The following is a 22062-nucleotide window of genomic DNA, read 5'->3' as shown; positions in this document are numbered from 1 at the left end:
GGAGACAGTATATAGGGTAAGCCATATTAGACTAAAAAGTAAGAGTGAGCCTAGAAGTAGAATGGCAAGCATGCATGAACACCTTTCTGTATTAATTTTCACTGAATAATTGGAATAACATGACAACTGATTATAACATAGGTTTTTCTGGAATCGGACATTTTTATAGAAGTTAAGGGATGAGAAACTATTGTGTGCTTGGTGCAGTCTTGTTGATGCATTTTCACAGGATGGACTTTGCTTTCCTTTGGGGGGAGCGGTAAACTGTTGCATACGAGCATACGAGCATACGAGCATACGAGCATACGAGCATACGAGCATACGAGCATACGAGCATACGAGCAGTAGCGATTGATGTCCTGGATATTACGTCAAAAAGACGTGGCTGTGTCGGTATGCATTTATATCAGACAGATGTGGAGGAAGTACGATTGGAGATGTTTACGATGCTGCTGGGTTTATTTGAACGGGCGGCGCTGTTGATTATATTTTTATTCTTTCTGTCGAGGGTGCCGAGGTTTAGGCAGATTCTGCAAAAGGGGAAATTAAGGTGGCAGGAGTATATTGCGGTTACCTTGTTATTCTGTGCTTTTGCCATCTTCGGGACGTATACGGGCATTAATGTCGAAGGTTCACTGGTGAATGTGCGGATCATCGCCGTGTTATCGGGTGGTATTTTGTTCGGAGCGCCTGTGGGTATTATTACGGGGATTGTTTCCGGTGTGCATCGGTATTTAATCGATATGGATGGAGTCACAGCTATACCGTGTCTAATCACGAGTATCCTTGCAGGTCTGGTCTCTGGATATATACATAAGTATACGCCCAAGCCGAAGCGATGGATCATCGGTATTGGTGCCGGAATGATCTGTGAAGCGCTCACGATGTTACTAATCCTGCTATTTTCCTATCCCGATCCACTGGGTGCTGATATTGTTTCACAGATTGCGCTGCCTATGATTCTGGGTGAAGTCAACATTGGGCTGATTGTGCTCTTGGTGCAGAGTGTCGAAGGGGAAAAGGAAATGATTGCGGCTCGTCAGGCGAAGCTGGCACTGGAGATTGCAAACAAAACCTTGCCGTATTTTCGTTCGATTGATGAGGATTCTCTGCGCAAAATCTGCCGGATTATCCAGGAGGATATTCAGGCCGATGCGGTTGCAATTACGGATACCCGGAATGTGCTGGCTTATGTAGGGTTTGGTGAGGAACGATATCATATTGGTAATGAAATTATAAGTGAGATGACGAAGAAGACGATATCCAGCGGGGAGATTACGATCAGTAATGATGTCATTGATGAAAAAACACCGGATATCCACTCACTCTTAATCATTCCACTCAAAGAACGAGGAGACATTACAGGTGCGCTGAAAATCTATTATCGCAAAGCGTACAAAATTACGTATCCATTACAAACGATGGCGGTAGGTCTGTCGCAGATCATCTCGACCCAGATGGAGGTATCGAGGGTAGAGGAGATCAAGGCCGCTGCCAACAAAGCAGAGCTCCGCGCATTACAGACAACCATTCATCCTCATTTTCTATTTAATGCGCTGAATGCGATTGCTTCGTCCATCCGAACCAAACCGGATCGTGCACGGGAGCTGATTGTGAATTTATCCGGGTACATGCGCTACAATCTGGAGCTGTCGGATGAGTTGATCGATATTCATAAGGAGCTGGAGCAGGTCCGCAATTATGTAGAGATTGAGAAAGCTCGCTTCGGCAGTCGACTTAACGTGATCTATGACATTGATGAGGTGGCCGTACATATTCCGAGTCTTGTCATCCAGCCACTCGTCGAAAATGCCATTATTCATGGCATTCTCAAGGTGAAAGGACCCGGGACTGTTCGAATTCGGGTACAGGATTATCCGGAGTTTGTACGAATCAGTGTCAGTGATACAGGAGCAGGCATCAGTGCAGATATTATTGAGCGCGTCTACCACGACCGTATGCCTGGTAACCAGATTGGGCTATACAACGTGCATCGCCGGGTCAAACTTATCTACGGACAAGGTGTAACCATTACAAGGTTGGAACAAGGAACCGATATTTTATTTGATGTGCCCAAAGGAGATGTCGTAACAAGGTGATGATGGATCAATGAGAGCTCTTATTGTGGAAGACGAGATTCTGGCAAGCGAAGAATTGAATTACCTGATCCAGGAACATAGTCAGATTGAGGTGGTGGATCGCCTTGAAGACGGGCTGGATGTGCTGAAATTTTTGCAGGAACAAGAAGTTGATGTCATTTTTCTCGATATCAATATTCCTTCGCTGGACGGCATGATGCTGGCCCATCATATCGGGAAGTTTGCAACGAAACCCTATATTGTTTTTACTACGGCGTACAAGGAACATGCAGCAGAAGCCTTTGAGTTGGAGGCGTTTGATTATATTCTCAAGCCTTATGACGAGAAGAGAATCGCTGCGATGCTCCATAAGCTGGAACTGGCATTCAAGCGCGATCATACGCCAGTGGAGCAACGTGTTGATGATGGGCCAGCCCCTCTGGTGGACGGACCTTCTGTGCAGGGGGAACTGTTACGAGAACGAGATACGAATTCACATACGGACAGAAGAATTAATTTGCTGCGGAATGACAATATTATTGTTACGGATACGGCAGATATCTACTATGCGGAAGCGCAGGAGAAAGTGACGAAGGTATATACCAAAAATGGGGAGTTCACCATGCCAGTGAGCATATCGGATTTTCACAGCCGTCTGCCTCAGGACACGTTCTTTCGCTGCCACCGTTCGTATGTCGTAAATCTGTCTCAAATCCGTGAAATTGTACCTTGGTTCAACAATACGTATCTGCTCCGTCTGCGCGATTTGGAAGCTGAAGTACCTGTGAGTCGTGGTAAGGTCAAAGAATTCAGGCAACTCATGCGCATCTAGAAGCATTTCATTCCGCATCTGATGCAACTCATGCTCAAAACGGTGTAATGAATCCCCTCTCATGTATGATTAGCTTGTGAACGCATTCATGTATATGACATCGGCAAAGGGGAGATCACGATGAAAGCAGCAATTTCATCAGCTTCATCAACACCTGAATCAACATTTGCACCTACAAAAATGAACCGCTGGCTTATTGTTTTGGGGACCATCATTGTACAAATGGGTCTTGGAACCATCTATACTTGGAGTTTATTTAATCAACCGTTGTCTGATCGTTTCGGATGGGATGTCAGCTCGGTCGCGATAACTTTTTCTATTACCAGTTTTGCTTTAGCATTTGCCACATTGTTTGCAGGAAGATTGCAGGAGCGTTGGGGTCTTCAGCGCCTGATCCGTGTAGCCGGGGTTGTGCTCGGGCTGGGTCTTATTTTGAGTTCCCAAGTCACTTCGTTAACACTGTTGTATATCTTGGCTGGATTTGTTGTTGGTTTTGCAGATGGTACGGCGTATATTACGTCGCTATCTAATCTGATCAAGTGGTTCCCGGAGCGTAAAGGTCTGATCTCGGGGATCTCAGTCGGCGCCTTCGGTACCGGTAGTTTATTGTTCAAATATGTGAACTCGGCATTGATTGGTGCCGTTGGTCCTGCTCAGGCATTTATGTACTGGGGCATTATCGTTCTGGTTCTGGTCGTTGCGGGATCATTCCTGATCCGTGAAGCTGTTGTTCGTGAACAGGCTCCGGCAAGCAAGGAAGGAACCAAACAAGTTGTTGCACGTCATGACTATACGGTAAAAGAGATGCTGCGTACGAAAGAAGCGTATATGTTGTTCATTATTTTCTTCACAGCGTGTATGAGTGGCTTGTATCTGATCGGTATTGTCAAAGATATCGGTGTACAGCTTGCAGGACTAGATGTGGCTACAGCTGCCAACGCAGTGGCCATGGTTGCGATCTTTAACACGGCAGGACGTATTATTCTCGGTGCGCTGTCGGATAAAGTAGGACGAATGAAGGTTATCGCTGGTGCGTTGCTGGTTACAGCCGTAGCTGTCATGACACTCAGTCTGGTTCCACTGACCTTCGGGATCTTCTTCGCCTGTGTGGCGGCCGTTGCATTCTGCTTCGGTGGGAACATTACGGTATTCCCGGCGATTGTGGCTGATTACTTCGGACTGAAAAATCAGAGCAAAAACTATGGTGTGATCTATCAGGGATTTGGATTTGGTGCTTTGGCCGGATCATTCATCAGCGCTCTGCTGGGCGGATTCCATTTAACCTTTATCGTAATTGCTGTACTCTGCGCTGTCTCGCTGTTGCTCGCACTGATCATCACTCCTCCAGGTCAAGGTCGTCGTGCACGTCAACGTGAAAAACAGATGAACCTTAACCCTTCATCACGGGCAAGCTAATTTTGAATTGTATATCTATTATTATAAAGATAAAGAAAACAAATTACTTTTTCTAAAATATAACCGGTTATATTGAGACGATTCCGATTTTCAATTCGGAATCGTCTTTTTATTTTTTTTGAAACAATTTAAACATTATTACTACTTGAAAATTTCATAATAGGTATACATTTTATTTCTCTTATTACCGATAAATGTAATGGATTAAGAATAGAATATATACATACTCCAGGAGGAAAGTTATGAAGAAGGTAGTAATAGTTTTTTTAATTATGGTGTTACTCGTTACAGATTTAAATTTAGGTTATGTACAAGCAGAAGAGGATACTTTACAAGAGCAACAAATAGAAACTCAAATCGGAGAAAGAGACACTACATCTGGTGATCTTCAAAAGATTGAAGATAAGACGGAAGAAAAGGTATTAAATTCTGATCAAGCCTTTCAGGAACCAGACGAAGTAATACAAGATGTGAATAGTAATGAAAGTTCACAGACACTTAAAAAGAGGTATTTGGTTAAGTTGAGACAACCGAGTAAACAAAATAATTTTATGATGACTCAGACACTAAGAAACTACGATGTAGAAAGTCAAATGGATTCACTACAGACAGTTGTAATGGAACTTTCAGATTTTGAAGTAAACCAGTTACTTAACACAGAAAAAATTCAATCTATTGAAATTGACAAGAGTATAGAAACTGCTGGTAATTATTCTATTAAGGATTATGCAGTAGCGGAAGGCAGACAATCAATACCTTGGGGCAACTATGCTGTAGGAGCGCATTTAATTAGTCCTCAATCGGATCAAAATAGGAAGAAAATAAAGATAGCAATATTTGATACGGGGATAACCAATCATCCTGATTTGAGTATAGCTGGCGGTGTTTCCTTTTTAGAGAATAATGAAAGTTACATAGATGAAGACGGCCATGGAACACATATGGCAGGAACTATAGCAGCCTTGGATAATTCTTTTGGAGTACGTGGGATTAATCCAAATTCCGAAATATACGCTGTTAGAGTATTAGATCAGGATGGTGAGGGTTTCACAAGTTCTGTAATTCAGGGTATTGAGTGGGCGATCAAGAATGATATTAATGTAATAAATATGAGTTTTGTGAGTGAAGAGTATAGTGAAATTCTTCATGATGCGATCCAAACTGCGAGTGAAAAAAACATACTGATTATTGGATCAGCGGGAAATGCAGGCTACGGTGAAGATACAGTAATGTATCCTGCTAGATATCCAGAAGTTATCGCTGTAGGTGCTGTAAATCCTGCACATTTAAGAACTTCTTTCTCCAGTATGGGTATTGAGTTAGATATAGTTGCACCAGGTGAAGATGTTCTGAGTACCGGGAAAGATGGGGGCTATGGTGTGCTTTCTGGGACTTCTTCTGCTGCTGCATATGTCACAGGGGCAGTTTCGTTAATATGGTCCATGAACCCTAAATGGGATGCCAGCCAAGTCAAAGAACAATTGTTGGGTACTGCTACTTCATTAGGAAATCAAGACGAATATGGAGTCGGGCTTGTCAATATTGCTAAGTCTCTGGGAATAATATCGGGTAGCATTTCTCCATTAACAGATCAGTCAGACGATGATAATCATATAATATATGAACCTGTTAAAGAGGGAGAAATTGCTAAAGCTTCTTATGACTATGTTGGAAAAAATCAGAGTGTTGTGGCAGGTGATAGTGCAACTGTTTCTTTAAGGTTGGAAGGAGATCAGAATGGGAACAATAATCACAATAAAATTAATATTATTGTTTATCCGAAATCAAATCCTTCCAATATATTAGCGACGCAAACGATAAACAATCCTGTGCTGCATCAGAAAATATCATTCACATGGCAGACATCAAAGGCTACTTTGCCTGGAGAATATATCATTCATTATCAATATCCCGCACGTCCATCGGGTATTGATGATGATAAATTTACCATATCAGTATTAGCTGAGCAGGATATCTTAGATACATATGAAGATAATGATACCAAAGAGACATCAAAAATTATTAACTTGGGTGATAGCTATGTTTCTTACATTTCCTCACCTACTGATATTGATTTTTATAGACTTGACTCTAATGTTACGGGAAATGCGGATGTAAGCTTTATAGTACCTAATGGTAAAAAATTCAAAATTGTTGTATACAACGAATTGGACGAGATAATTTTTAATTCTGATAGAGTCACAACTCAATTTAAATTAAGTATTGTAAAAGGTCAAAAATATTATTTTAAAATTTTTGGGCTTGATAATGACTATAGTAGAGAAGCCTACACACTCATTTTAGCTAGTATCGATTCTCCCGTTAATTCTAACCCTACTGGTTTAGTGGCCACACCATCATCAAATAGTATTAAATTATCTTGGGATGATATAGAACTGGCTCAAGGTTATAAAGTTCAGATTAACGGTCTAAACATTAAAAGTACAGAGGATAGCAGTTATATTTTTGAAAATTTAGAACCACTCACTACGTATACTATAGGAGTTTCAGCTGTATATCCTTCTTCTGAGAGTGAGTTCTCCACAATAACTTCTACTACCAAAATTACAGAGTTAATAGTATATAATCCAGCTGAAATCAGATCAAAGCAAGCATTATTCTTGTTTAAACCGGCTACTACTGGTGTCTATAAAATATTCACAAGTATCTTAGAACAGGATGAAGATACTATCCTTGAAATTTATTCTGATAAGGAATTGAAGAATCTTCTAGCAGAAAATGATGACTTTAAAGATACTTCATTTTCAGAGATTAACCGCAGTTTTATCGGCGGGAAAAGTTATTATGTGAAGGTTAAGGGTTATGGAAATGACAATATAAATACAAGATTGACAGCAGAAGTTGTTAAATCCGATCTTCCATATATACAACAAGATGTACCCGTGGATATAAATGAAAAAGTGAAGGACAGCAACATATATTTGTTTGTTCCTAGAGAGACTGGGACATACAATGTTACTACCAATTACTTTGGTGGAACTTATACTACTAACAAGAATGATACTGAAATAGAACTGTTTTCTGATACAGAATTTTCAAGAAGAATAGCTTATAACGATGACAAAGGTGATTCTGAGTTTTCACTCGTATCAATTCAACTTGAAAAAGGTGTTCCTTATTATATACGTGTGAATGGAGTAGGAGAGACAGAGTTGTATGCTCGTTTACTAGTTAGTAGAACTCCAGTCACCTATAAGACTCTTGAACTTCGCGAAACAATTGAATCTTCTCTTACATCGGATCAATCAGACTTTTTTCAATTTAAACCTAATCAAAGCGGGAGATATCGCTTCTTCACCTCAGGATATCAAGGTAAAAGAGAGAATCAAGATACGGTTCTACAAATATACAGTGATGAGTCTCGAAGAAATCTTGTTGCCTCTAATGATGATGTAAAAGGTTCTAAACCATACGGTGGTTCTTTTTCAAAGATCGAAATCACTCTTCAGGCTGGAGTCACCTACTTTATTGTCCTAAGTGGCTATGATTCATTAGCAGTACGTTCAAGACTAGTGATAGAAGATGCATTTCACAGTACGAAGGAAACAGCTATGTTGCTTGAATGGGGGGAAATCAGAGAATTTGAACCGAATGGTACAACCCTAAGAACAAACTCTCTATATGATATAGATTATTTCAGAATAAAGCTTGATACACCTGAACAGATTTTTATTAATCTATCAAAAGGTTCAGGTTCTATTGAAGACTCAAGATCAAATCTTTATGGGTTATTTAGTGCTAATGGTGACAATGTCACATTTATCAAGCCTGGAGAGTACTACTTGAAGATAGGAAGGGACTTAATTAATGCCACTACTGATGTAGGAGACTATCAAATTTCTCTATGGATAAATGAAATTATTTACGGTAAAGAACCCTTGAATTCGGGTCTAATTGCTGCGTCGACTAGTGTAGGTCCTACTAGCTTTTCTTTTGATCCTTCTCCGTTTGATTATGAAACAGAGTATGTAGAAATGAAATATAAAAATAGAATAAATACAAGTGATTTGCAATTGGAAATATTCCCTGCTGTGAATCGTTCTGCAACTATTTTCAAAAAAAATTTGGGGAGTAAAACTAAAGGGAGCACAGTAACTTTTAAGTGGGAAGGGAATGTAACTGAAAATCGTCAATTATATGCCAGTAGTTATTCAACTAACTATTCTACTAGTTATTGGGCGAAAAACGGATTTTATCAGGCACAAATCTATCCTAAAGGTAGGAAAGATTTGGCACAAGTTTACGTAATTGTAGTTGCTAATAATCCCCTCAATAGAGTCAATTGGATACCTGCTCCACCAGAAGAATTCTTTGATGGAAGTAAGAGAGTGGAAGTTACGAGTGATAACAAGGACAAGTGTGAAGCATGCTATAACCACTATGTAAGATATATATTTACTGGTGATGATGTAAATCCAATAACGGGCTATGATAACTGGTCTAAGACTATGTATGGTCTTAATGGTTTAGAAAGATTCTGGGAATATGCTGAAAATAGCTTGTTGCTACAACCCAATGAAGACCCACTTGATTATATTCATCGTTCATTAGATAAAACCTCTATGATACCCATTTTAGCTCCTATATCTGAGTTTGGTAATGGATTAATATACTTGGTTCAAGGTAACTATCTGGATGCTTTAACAGCTGGTATTAATATGGTTCCAGTAGTAGGCACCTTTAATAAGGGGAAAAAACGTATAGCAGGATTAGCAGAGTTTAAAAGGACAGTAGGTGGGTGTTACTGTTTTGCATCTGGGACGCCCATTAAGACTGATAATGGTTTTAAGCAGATTGAAGATATTCAGGTTGGAGATTCGGTACTGTCCAAAAACGAAGAAACAGGTAGTATCGACTACAAACCTGTGACCCAATTATTCCAAAAAGAAGTTGAACAAATATATACTTTGTTTGTTGAAGATCAACAAATTAAAGTAACTGGCAATCATCCATTCTTTGTTGAAGGGCAAGGTTGGAAATATACCAGCGAACTAATTGTAGGTGATTTACTTGAAACTAGTGAGAACGAGTATCTTCCTATAAGAGGAATTGAAGTATCTAATGAGAAGGTAATAGTTTATAACTTCACTGTTGATGAGTATCATACATTCTATGTTACAGAGATTGGCATATGGACCCATAATCATACTTGTTCTTTGACTATAGAAAATTACAAAAATCTCCCATCTAAAATGAAGCCTGGTAAAACAAAAAATAAGCAGGATAGTGTAATATTGGGAGAACAGTTAGAACTCGCTGGAGTGGGTAAACCTGAAGCAAAGGGCTGGGCAGCACATCACCTTGTCCCAGTTTCGGAGACGTATGAGTCTGCTGGTTTTTTAAGAGATAAGATGAAAAAATATGGGATAGATTTAAATTCTGCTGCTAATGGGGTTTGGTTACCCACTGGAAGTCAGATACCTAACGGAAGTAAAACAGCTCAGATATTAGTAGATAAAGACACATATGTCACATGGGCTTCACACAAGGGCAGACATGCCGAGCAATATTTTAACTACGTTTGGGACAGAGTCAAAGATTTAAACTCTGAAAGAGATATATTACATGCTCTGAACGAAGTAAGGAAAGACCTAATGTCAGAAGAACTCGTTTTAGGGAAGATAAATTAAAGAAGAGGTGGAATTTTATGAAAATTTGGAAAGTTACTGCAGATAATAGCTCTATGGGTGTCACGTCCTATTCCAAAGATCAAAATTTAGAAAAGACAACTCTCAAGACTACAGATGTTGATTTTACAGGTGAATCTATGAAACATCGATGGGAATCAGGGTTGCTGCTAACTCGAAGAAAAGGAAGAACCAAAGATATAGTCCATTTTGATGGTTTGACTCCTTGTTTTGGGCAGAAAACTAAAAAGATTATTGAGCCTTTAATAGATGGACTTGTAGAATTTTTACCTGTCCAAAATAATGATACTGATTTATATCTTGTGAATGTTATTAATGTAATTGATGCTCTCGATCTTGAAAAATCAGATTATTCTACTTTTGAAGGTAGACTTATGCACATTAATGAATATGTTTTCAAACCAGAAATAGATTACAGTCAACATCCTATCTTTAAAGTTACTCAAAGACCTGGGTCATTTCCAGTAGTTACGGATGATTTCAGAAATTTGATCTTATCATCCAATCTCAAAGGGTTTGAATTTATTGAACTCTGGGACTCCGAGTTTAGTGATGAAATGAAGCACGAATTAGAGCAAAAACACAAAGCATTAATTGACCTTGTTGATTCCCTTCCAGGCAGAAGGTTTAACTGGAATGAAGCAGTGAAACTGATCGAAGCTGGTGAAGCTGTAGCTAATGGGAAATGGAAACTTCAGCTCAGTAAGAAAGGTGTTTTTATAATGGGACAGTTGGAGCCTAGTGGCGAATATTTTTGGGTACAGCCAACCTATATTCCACCTACATTATTGGGAAAATCATGGCACATCATAGAAAAATCAGATAAATAAAATATTACTCTGGAGGGTTATTAAGTTGATAAGAAAAATTTTAAATATTTTAGTTTTACTTAGCCTTATAATAAACGTTTTTCCTTACAATACACAGAAAGTATCGGCGGGCTTCGGCCCCCCGACTACTCTAATTGAGTTTACAGGTAACCGTGGATTGAATGGTATATACTATGGTCCTGTGAAGGTTGTACTAGTTGCAACGGGGAATGGTATACAGTCGACAGAATATACCTTAGATGATGATGATAACGGTTGGCTACACTATACTGGTCCGTTCACTTTATCAGCGAATAAAGGTTATGTCATTAGATATAGATCAGTCGATAATAATGGAAATAAGGAACCTATACAACAAGCAAAAATCAGTGTCAAGAAAGATACATATTCTCCTATAACAACCCCTATAATTCAAGGCACAAAAGGAGGACAAGGTTATTATACGACTGCAGTTCGAATTGAGTTAGTTGCAAAAGATACCCAATCGGGGGTAGAATACAGCGAATATAGCCTGAATCAAGGAGAAAGTTGGACTAATTATAGTGTTCCTGTGGAGGTGAATGGATCTCAATCTCTTATATATTTTCGTTCTATTGACCGTGCAGGTAATACTGAGAAAATCAAAAAACTAAAATTAGATATTGATACTAAGGGGCCAGAGATCCCAAGTATCAATATGGATCCATCGGGATGGACGAACGGAGATGTTACAGTAACAATTGTTGATGGAGAGGATGCCGAAAGTGGGACAAGTAAGTCTCAGTATCGTACTGATGTAACAAAAAATTGGATTGATTACACAAGCCCCTTTAAGATTTCATCTGAGGGTGAGATAGTGTACGCCCGGTCAATTGATTTTGCGGGAAATGTGAGTGATACAAATCAGGATACTGTTCGAATAAATAGAACATCTCCCCCAGCACCTTTACTGAATGCCTATGAAGAATGGAGCAATGAAGAGGTTCTTGTATCCATTGATACCAACAACTATGGCATGCAAAGACCATGGTTAGAAATTAAAATTGGAGTAGATGGTAGTTGGGAAGAATACATAGATCCATTTGTAGTACCTGATGAAGGGATTACCCAGCTATATGCTCGTGCAATTGATTCGGCGGGGAATATAAGTGCTGTGTCTCAACGTACTATACGTTACGACATAACGCCTCCAACCGCACCAGACAAAATTGTAATATCTGACTTAAAGCATGACGAACTACAATTGAGTTGGTCAGGAGCTAAGGATAATATAGAAATAGCAACTTACGATATCTATAATGACCAAGATGAATTACTGTTTACTACTAAAGAGACAACATGGATTTATGAGGATTTGAATCCTTATTCTGTATATAACTTCAAAATTATTGCCCGCGATCATGCAGATAATGCATCTAAGTTTAGCGAATTAATTAAAGTTACAACTCCAATAAGACCTTCCTTCTCTAGTAATGAATCCTTTCATGTCAATTTAAAAAGTGACAGCTCTGTATGGACATGGGGAGACAATTATAAGGGACAGCTAGGAGATGGAAGTAATTCGAATAGATCCAAAGCAATACAGGTCAGCAACTTGAAAAATATTAAATCTGTTCATCAGGGAATAGATTTTGTACTTGCTATTGAAAAGAGCGGAACAGTGTGGGGTTGGGGAGGAGACCCTATAAATAGTAGAAAGCCAATAAAAATAAATGGATTTGCTAATTCAAGAAATATTAAAATTCATAATAGAATGATCTATGCATTCAAAACAGATGATACTGTTTGGGGATGGGGAGATATAGAAAGAGATTCGAGAAATAGCAAAATTCCTTTTGGTAATGGGAAAGTCTCATCAATTAATCAACCTGAGGTTATTAAGGAATTATCAAATGTTACTACAATTGAGTTTGGTGCAACGCATGCTCTTGCTTTAACAAAAGATGGAAGCGTATTGGTCTGGGGGTATGGTCAGGATGAACTTTTTGGCATGGGTTATACTGGAAAGTCTCAACAAATAAATACGCCTCAAGTTATTTATTCTGTAGGCAAAGCCCAAAAAATAACTATAGCTGCGAACGCAAACTTTGTTCTTAAAGATACTGGTCTTTTGTACGGGTGGGGAAATAATATGGTATCTCAGTTAGGTTTAGGTAAGGAAGATCGAAGGCAAGTAGTTTATTCTCCAGAGCTCATACCTGTAGGAGTGCCAGTTAAACATATCGAAACAGGGGGACATACTGTATTTGCTCTTACTAAGGATGGTTCTCTATATTCATGGGGAGTTAATTCGATTGGAAATGCAGGTGTTGGATCTACAGAAAATTATGTTTATGTTCCAACAAAGGTAAATATTCAAAGCGTGAAAAGAATTATATCTACTGAGGATAAGACAGTAGGGACACAAGCACCATTAATGGCTTTAACCAGAGACAGGCAGTTATGGGCATGGGGGCTTAATGATCCAGAGGGAGAAGGAAGATTAGGGGTTGGATTACCTGAAAAGATAATTAATACTCCGAAAAAAGTATTAAATATGGAAGATACTGACTCGGTACAAGTTTCTCCAATATTTGTGTCAGCAGTAAAACAGGACGGATCTATATGGATGTGGGGAAGAAAGAATAAATTTGTTCCCAATGTACTTGTTCCAAAAGAGGTTAAATTTGGTGATGAAGCTGATACAACACCACCAACTACACCTCAAAATTTAAAGGCTTTTTCAAAAAGTGTAGAAGTGGATTTGAGTTGGTCTGAATCAATTGACGATAATGAACTTTATAATTATGAAATATACCAGAATGAAAGTTTTCTCATGAGCACTTCAGATACCTTTGTTACTATAAATAATCTTGAACCAAGCACAGAATATTCTTTCACTGTTCGAGCAGTTGATATAAGTGGCAACGTATCTGCTATGAGTAGCCCGGTTATTGTGAAGACTAAAGAAGAAGTTATCGAACATTCTAATGTTTATCGCTTGGTAGCTTCAGAGGACCATAGTTTTAGTATTGATGGAGAAGGAAATATGTCTGGGTGGGGAGAGAATACGTTTTCCCTGTTTGGAGATATTTATGGTAAGAAGAACTACGTTTCTTCACAAATAAATAACCTTCCCTCAGTCACTAAATTAGCAAGGAATCGTTACAATTTAGTAGCTCTTAAAGATGACAAAACGGTATTAGAATTAGTCACAAATAATTTGGAACGTGTGGTAAAAGAAGTAAAACTATCTAATGTAATCGACGTGAGCATTTATCATGATAGGTACGCTCTTAAGGAAGATGGAACGGTATGGAGATGGGGAAATGACAATTATAGGAATCCTCAGGAGATAAAAGGATTTTATGGAACTAGACTAATTGAAGGTGCACTTGCTGTTAAAGCTAATGGCGAGGTTTGGCAGTTAACTAGTGATAAACCATTTAAAATACCTTATTTAGAAAATATAATTGATATCTCAACCTATGGGCAAAAAGTTATTGCACTTGATAGAAATGGAATTGTATGGACTGGGAACCAAGGAGGTAATTTTTATAAAGTTCCAAATATAGATAACATAAAAAAAGTGGGAAGTGGTGCTAATCACTTCTTGGCTATTGACTATTCGGGAAATGTCTGGACTTGGGGACTCAACATGAATGGTCAACTTGGGAATGGGAAAATTGGGGCAGAAACCAGTACGCCACAATTGATCAAACAATTATCTAATATCATTGATGTAAGTGGTGGAGATAAACATTCTCTTGCTCTATCAGAGGATGGAAGCATTTGGTCATGGGGCGATAACTCCAAAGGTCAACTTGGAATTGGTACTGCCGATATGAGTAATGTTCCAACAAAAGTGAAAACAGTAGAAAAACCCGTTACTAAGATTCTCAAACCTGTAGGAAGTGAAGATCAACCGACTAAACTTTCAACGTATGATTGGACAATAGAATGGGTTGATCAGAATTGGATTTATAGTGAGGATTCAAAACAGCAACTGCGAATTCTTAATCAGAATAATGAAATTTACTATGACTCTGGAGAGATTAGCAAAGTACAAAATAAACAAGTGAGAGAACTTGTTTTTAGTGAGTTTTTACCAAATGGTCGTTGGAAGATACAAATTAGAGAACATAATGGATACATGTGGGGTGAGTGGTCGGAGGATAAATGGATAGAAATAGAAGATATGAAGCCCACAGTAAAGCTGGTTTATCCAATTGAAGCAAATAATGAAATAGTCTCTATTCAAGCTCGAAAACCTTTAATTAAGTGGGAACAGAAGGGAGGAAATAAAACTAAATTTGTTTCCGCTCAAATCCAGATTCTAGATGAGAAGGGAACAGTGCTTCTCGATTCAGGAGAAATAGAGCAGAATACGTCATTAGCTAGTGGAAGCTGGACGGTGAGTGAAGCATTGCCGGTCAACCAAAAGGTACAAGTTCGAGTACGCGTGAAGGATCAGCAGTTGTGGTCAGACTGGTCGAAAGCAGGTTGGTTACAGGTAGATCCGAATGGCCAACCTGAGACACGGAAAAAACTGTCATCCGGTGGCGATTTTACACTCACCATCCGAGAGGATGGAAGTGTATGGTCATGGGGGAACAATGCCTATGGTCAGCTGGGAGATGGGACGAAAACGTCCAAAACGGTTGCAGTACAAGCGTCTGGTTTGACATCCATCGTTGAAGTTTCGGCGGGAAGTGGCCATGTTTTGGCACTGAAGTCAGACGGAACCGTGTGGTCATGGGGAAATAATGCTCAGAGTCAATTGGGCGATGGAACGGTCGTGCAACAAAGTGTAGCCAAAGCTGTTCCTAAACTCAGCGAAGTGATTGCCGTAGGAGCCTTGCAGAATCGAAGCTATGCCGTCAAAGCAGACGGCACATTGTGGGGTTGGGGTGGCAATCTGGGTGCGACTCCACAACCCATGAAATTAACAGGTGTGGTGAGTGTCACAGGTAAACATGCGTTATTGAGTAATGGGACGGTGTGGAGTATTGAAAGCAGCTCCCCCTATAAAGTTGCCTCTATAGAAGACGTGGTGACTCTTGCAGATAGTAGCTCATCGGGTCACACGCTGGCTCTAAAGCGAGATGGAACGGTGTGGTCTTGGGGAAGTAACGGAAGTGGTCAGTTGGGAAATGGAACAACCTCTGGATCGAATTTCCCTGTGAAAGTGATAGGACTGGAGAATATCCGGAGTATTGGCGCGGGAGGAACACACAGCTTGGCGGTGGATGAGACAGGACAAGTATGGGGCTGGGGCTATAACATATATGGACAAGTCGTGATTCCAGCCAGCTCTTCTGTCAACAAAGCGGTGCAAGTAGGAAACCTAAGTCAAGGAGTCCAGGTTGCAGGAGGGACCAATACCAGTACGGTACTTCTGCAAAGTGGGGAGTTATGGAGCTGGGGACAGGGAGGCCTGTTAGGAGATGGAACCAACACTCAAAAAGGAGTACCTGTTCCTGTATTGTGGAACACTGCACCGGAGGTGACGATGACGTTCCCTGCTGGTGCGAGTGAAACACCTTCTTTATCTCGCGTAACTAAACCAACACTGGGCTGGATACAAACTGATGTGATACAAACAGTATTTAGTCATGCTCAAATCCAGATTCTAGATGAGAAGGGAACAGTGCTTCTCGATTCAGGAGAAATAGAGCAGAATACGTCATTAGCTAGTGGAAGCTGGACGGTGAGTGAAGCATTGCCGGTCAACCAAAAGGTACAAGTTCGAGTACGCGTGAAGGATCAGCAGTTGTGGTCAGACTGGTCGAAAGCAGGTTGGTTACAGGTAGATCCGAATGGCCAACCTGAGACACGGAAAAAACTGTCATCCGGTGGCGATTTTACACTCACCATCCGAGAGGATGGAAGTGTATGGTCATGGGGGAACAATGCCTATGGTCAGCTGGGAGATGGGACGAAAACGTCCAAAACGGTTGCAGTACAAGCGTCTGGTTTGACATCCATCGTTGAAGTTTCGGCGGGAAGTGGCCATGTTTTGGCACTGAAGTCAGACGGAACCGTGTGGTCATGGGGAAATAATGCTCAGAGTCAATTGGGCGATGGAACGGTCGTGCAACAAAGTGTAGCCAAAGCTGTTCCTAAACTCAGCGAAGTGATTGCCGTAGGAGCCTTGCAGAATCGAAGCTATGCCGTCAAAGCAGACGGCACATTGTGGGGTTGGGGTGGCAATCTGGGTGCGACTCCACAACCCATGAAATTAACAGGTGTGGTGAGTGTCACAGGTAAACATGCGTTATTGAGTAATGGGACGGTGTGGAGTATTGAAAGCAGCTCCCCCTATAAAGTTGCCTCTATAGAAGACGTGGTGACTCTTGCAGATAGTAGCTCATCGGGTCACACGCTGGCTCTAAAGCGAGATGGAACGGTGTGGTCTTGGGGAAGTAACGGAAGTGGTCAGTTGGGAAATGGAACAACCTCTGGATCGAATTTCCCTGTGAAAGTGATAGGACTGGAGAATATCCGGAGTATTGGCGCGGGAGGAACACACAGCTTGGCGGTGGATGAGACAGGACGAGTATGGGGCTGGGGCTATAACATATATGGACAAGTCGTGATTCCAGCCAGCTCTTCTGTCAACAAAGCGGTGCAAGTAGGAAACCTAAGTCAAGGAGTCCAGGTTGCAGGAGGGACCAATACCAGTACGGTACTTCTGCAAAGTGGGGAGTTATGGAGCTGGGGACAGGGAGGCCTGTTAGGAGATGGAACCAACACTCAAAAAGGAGTACCTGTTCCTGTATTGTGGAACACTGCACCGGAGGTGACGATGACGTTCCCTGCTGGTGCGAGTGAAACACCTTCTTTATCTCGCGTAACTAAACCAACACTGGGCTGGATACAAACTGATGTGATACAAACAGTATTTAGTCATGCTCAAATCCAGATTCTAGATGAGAAGGGAACAGTGCTTCTCGATTCAGGAGAAATAGAGCAGAATACGTCATTAGCTAGTGGAAGCTGGACGGTGAGTGAAGCATTGCCGGTCAACCAAAAGGTACAAGTTCGAGTACGCGTGAAGGATCAGCAGTTGTGGTCAGACTGGTCGAAAGCAGGTTGGTTACAGGTAGATCCGAATGGCCAACCTGAGACACGGAAAAAACTGTCATCCGGTGGCGATTTTACACTCACCATCCGAGAGGATGGAAGTGTATGGTCATGGGGGAACAATGCCTATGGTCAGCTGGGAGATGGGACGAAAACGTCCAAAACGGTTGCAGTACAAGCGTCTGGTTTGACATCCATCGTTGAAGTTTCGGCGGGAAGTGGCCATGTTTTGGCACTGAAGTCAGACGGAACCGTGTGGTCATGGGGAAATAATGCTCAGAGTCAATTGGGCGATGGAACGGTCGTGCAACAAAGTGTAGCCAAAGCTGTTCCTAAACTCAGCGAAGTGATTGCCGTAGGAGCCTTGCAGAATCGAAGCTATGCCGTCAAAGCAGACGGCACATTGTGGGGTTGGGGTGGCAATCTGGGTGCGACTCCACAACCCATGAAATTAACAGGTGTGGTGAGTGTCACAGGTAAACATGCGTTATTGAGTAATGGGACGGTGTGGAGTATTGAAAGCAGCTCCCCCTATAAAGTTGCCTCTATAGAAGACGTGGTGACTCTTGCAGATAGTAGCTCATCGGGTCACACGCTGGCTCTAAAGCGAGATGGAACGGTGTGGTCTTGGGGAAGTAACGGAAGTGGTCAGTTGGGAAATGGAACAACCTCTGGATCGAATTTCCCTGTGAAAGTGATAGGACTGGAGAATATCCGGAGTATTGGCGCGGGAGGAACACACAGCTTGGCGGTGGATGAGACAGGACAAGTATGGGGCTGGGGCTATAACATATATGGACAAGTCGTGATTCCAGCCAGCTCTTCTGTCAACAAAGCGGTGCAAGTAGGAAACTTAAGTCAAGGAGTCCAGGTTGCAGGAGGGACCAATACCAGTACGGTACTTCTGCAAAGTGGGGAGTTATGGAGCTGGGGACAGGGAGGCCTGTTAGGAGATGGAACCAACACTCAAAAAGGAGTACCTGTTCCTGTATTGTGGAACACTGCACCGGAGGTGACGATGACGTTCCCTGCTGGTGCGAGTGAAACACCTTCTTTATCTCGCGTAACTAAACCAACACTGGGCTGGATACAAACTGATGTGATACAAACAGTATTTAGTCATGCTCAAATCCAGATTCTAGATGAGAAGGGAACAGTGCTTCTCGATTCAGGAGAAATAGAGCAGAATACGTCATTAGCTAGTGGAAGCTGGACGGTGAGTGAAGCATTGCCGGTCAACCAAAAGGTACAAGTTCGAGTACGCGTGAAGGATCAGCAGTTGTGGTCAGACTGGTCGAAAGCAGGTTGGTTACAGGTAGATCCGAATGGCCAACCTGAGACACGGAAAAAACTGTCATCCGGTGGCGATTTTACACTCACCATCCGAGAGGATGGAAGTGTATGGTCATGGGGGAACAATGCCTATGGTCAGCTGGGAGATGGGACGAAAACGTCCAAAACGGTTGCAGTACAAGCGTCTGGTTTGACATCCATCGTTGAAGTTTCGGCGGGAAGTGGCCATGTTTTGGCACTGAAGTCAGACGGAACCGTGTGGTCATGGGGAAATAATGCTCAGAGTCAATTGGGCGATGGAACGGTCGTGCAACAAAGTGTAGCCAAAGCTGTTCCTAAACTCAGCGAAGTGATTGCCGTAGGAGCCTTGCAGAATCGAAGCTATGCCGTCAAAGCAGACGGCACATTGTGGGGTTGGGGTGGCAATCTGGGTGCGACTCCACAACCCATGAAATTAACAGGTGTGGTGAGTGTCACAGGTAAACATGCGTTATTGAGTAATGGGACGGTGTGGAGTATTGAAAGCAGCTCCCCCTATAAAGTTGCCTCTATAGAAGACGTGGTGACTCTTGCAGATAGTAGCTCATCGGGTCACACGCTGGCTCTAAAGCGAGATGGAACGGTGTGGTCTTGGGGAAGTAACGGAAGTGGTCAGTTGGGAAATGGAACAACCTCTGGATCGAATTTCCCTGTGAAAGTGATAGGACTGGAGAATATCCGGAGTATTGGCGCGGGAGGAACACACAGCTTGGCGGTGGATGAGACAGGACGAGTATGGGGCTGGGGCTATAACATATATGGACAAGTCGTGATTCCAGCCAGCTCTTCTGTCAACAAAGCGGTGCAAGTAGGAAACTTAAGTCAAGGAGTCCAGGTTGCAGGAGGGACCAATACCAGTACGGTACTTCTGCAAAGTGGGGAGTTATGGAGCTGGGGACAGGGAGGCCTGTTAGGAGATGGAACCAACACTCAAAAAGGAGTACCTGTACAGGTGATTTTACCCATAAGATAATTCATAGTTATAGGCTGCAATCATAAGGTTAGTTTTTTTATTTCAGATGAACTGAATGTAGTGATCTTCTAAAATAATATAAGTAAACAGAGCGGTCTCCAGACGAGGCCGCTTTTTGGTATCTACAGTTGTCAGATTGCTAACTTGTTGGCCTATCGGACTATCCGGTTGCCAGCGAGCGTGGTGCCTTGTGTGCATTCCATCATTCGCTTCTGTTATACTCTAGGTGAATCTAGAAAGACTAAGACCAAGTTATGTACCCCAGAGGAGGCATATCATGAAGTTCATTAAATACACACAACCTGATTTTGATGATTATTATGCATTGGTTTCCAATATGGAAGTAATGAAACAAATTACAGAACGTGCAATTCCAGAGCAAGAGGCAAGAACACAATTCGAATCCATGCTGGATTTTAATGAGCGTTCCACTTGTGGACATTACCGGGTATTTAGTGAAGATGGTGCCGGTGTAGCGTATGCCAAATTGATTCCGGATCAGGAGGACCCGACCAGGGCTGAGATAGGTTACATGATCCTGCCTGAACATTGGGGCCAAGGCCAAGGCACATCCATAGCGTCACGGTTGATTATCCAGGCACAAGCCGCAGGGATTGGATCGCTCTATGCAGTTATCGATCCGTCTAATGCTGCTTCCCGCCAGATCTTAACCAGACAGAACTTTGTATCCACCTGGACAGGCGATTACGAGGGTCTTCCTGGTGAGATCCTGGAGTTAAATCTTCAAATGAAGCGGTAAAAGAACTGTTCTAAGGGTAATCAGATATATAGGGCATCTTGCATGAGACGGATGGAGCTCATTATCATCATGGGAGTTCACCCATCTACATTTCATGCAAGATGCACATATAGAGATGTGGAGGAGATGACATATGAGCAATTCAACCATGGAACGTCTGAATGCATTACTGCCGGAGTGGCTGGAAACCAGTCGTCTGCACACCGGGCAGGGTAAAGTGGCTTCTTATATCCCGGAGCTTGTCAAAGCCTCTCAGGATGAGCTTGGTATACATATCATGGACGCCGAAGGGAACCATGTGTCGGCAGGGGATTGCGGTGTTCCATTTACGATGCAAAGTATCTCCAAAGTATTTACCCTTATTCTGGCCCTGATGGATCATGGAGAAGAAGCGGTCTTCTTTAATGTAGGAAAAGAACCTACAGGTGACGATTACGATTCGATGATCAAGCTTGAATTGGTCGAACCCGGAATTCCGTTTAATCCCTTGATTAATGCGGGTGCGATTACAGTGTCCTCCCTGATCGGAGGTGACTGCAAGGAAGAGAAATCACGCCGCATTCTGGAGTTTTTCCGCAAGCTGGCGAATAATGATCAGCTGGGCTATAACGAAGAGGTATTCGAGTCCGAATCGGAGAGCGGTCATCTGAACCGTTCACTTGGTTATTTTCTGAAGCATAACGGTGTAATCAAGGATGACGTGGAGGATGTACTCGCCGTGTATTTCCGTCATTGCTCCATTGAAGTTACCTGTGCTGATCTGGCGCGAATGTCACTCGTTCTGGCTTATGATGGAACAGATCCGATTACGGGCAACGAGCTCATTCCTCGTCGTTATGTACAGATTGCCAAAACCTTCATGACGACCTGTGGTATGTACAATGCGTCAGGCGAATTTGCCATCGAGGTCGGTTTGCCCGCCAAGAGTGGTGTATCCGGAGGCATCTTGACCCTCGTACCGGGACAATTCGGCATTGGTCTTGTTGGCCCGGCTCTGAATCGCAAAGGCAACAGTATTGCCGGCGTGCATCTGCTCGAGCGTCTGTCCAAGGAATTTGACTGGAGCTTTTTCTAAAAAGTTTTCCTTTTAAAAAGAATCCCTACCCTCATATGTAGCCGATGAATCAC

The 22062-nt window shown here is 41.9% G+C and carries 8 protein-coding genes; all 8 read left to right on the top strand.

Features of this window, described 5'->3' with window-relative positions; all coding sequences use genetic code 11:
* Window positions 1-446: 446 nt before the first annotated feature.
* Window positions 447-2099 carry a sensor histidine kinase gene (locus MKX75_RS19470; RefSeq protein ID WP_145151332.1) on the top strand — a complete coding sequence of 551 codons (1653 nt, stop codon included), beginning with the start codon at window positions 447-449 and terminating at the stop codon, window positions 2097-2099.
* Window positions 2100-2109: 10 nt separating this feature from the next.
* On the top strand, window positions 2110-2910 hold the full coding sequence (locus MKX75_RS19465; protein WP_076333307.1) for a LytTR family DNA-binding domain-containing protein: 801 nt from the start codon (window positions 2110-2112) through the stop codon (window positions 2908-2910).
* A 180-nt stretch (window positions 2911-3090) separates the two neighbouring features.
* Window positions 3091-4326, top strand: coding sequence for an OFA family MFS transporter (locus tag MKX75_RS19460; RefSeq protein ID WP_339170524.1), 1236 nt, complete (start codon window positions 3091-3093; stop codon window positions 4324-4326).
* Between the two features lie 242 nt (window positions 4327-4568).
* Entirely contained in the window at window positions 4569-9977 is a 5409-nt protein-coding gene (locus MKX75_RS19455) for a DVUA0089 family protein (RefSeq protein WP_339166462.1), read from the top strand.
* Window positions 9978-9994: 17 nt separating this feature from the next.
* A complete protein-coding gene (locus MKX75_RS19450) occupies window positions 9995-10825 on the top strand; it encodes a DUF1629 domain-containing protein (RefSeq protein WP_339166461.1) in 831 nt (276 codons plus the stop codon).
* 25 nt (window positions 10826-10850) lie between these two features.
* Window positions 10851-20174 carry a hypothetical protein gene (locus tag MKX75_RS19445; RefSeq protein WP_339166460.1) on the top strand — a complete coding sequence of 3108 codons (9324 nt, stop codon included), beginning with the start codon at window positions 10851-10853 and terminating at the stop codon, window positions 20172-20174.
* 277 nt (window positions 20175-20451) lie between these two features.
* A complete protein-coding gene (locus tag MKX75_RS19440; protein WP_062835345.1) occupies window positions 20452-20934 on the top strand; it encodes a GNAT family N-acetyltransferase in 483 nt (160 codons plus the stop codon).
* Between the two features lie 133 nt (window positions 20935-21067).
* Entirely contained in the window at window positions 21068-22009 is a 942-nt protein-coding gene (gene glsA / locus MKX75_RS19435) for a glutaminase A (RefSeq protein WP_339166458.1), read from the top strand.
* The last annotated feature ends 53 nt before the right edge of the window (window positions 22010-22062 follow it).

It is taken from the genome of Paenibacillus sp. FSL R5-0341 (assembly GCF_037975235.1).
Lineage (GTDB): Bacteria > Bacillota > Bacilli > Paenibacillales > Paenibacillaceae > Paenibacillus > Paenibacillus amylolyticus_A.
The sequence above is the reverse complement of the archived record's forward strand: the minus strand, read 5'-3'. Positions and strand labels throughout refer to the sequence as shown.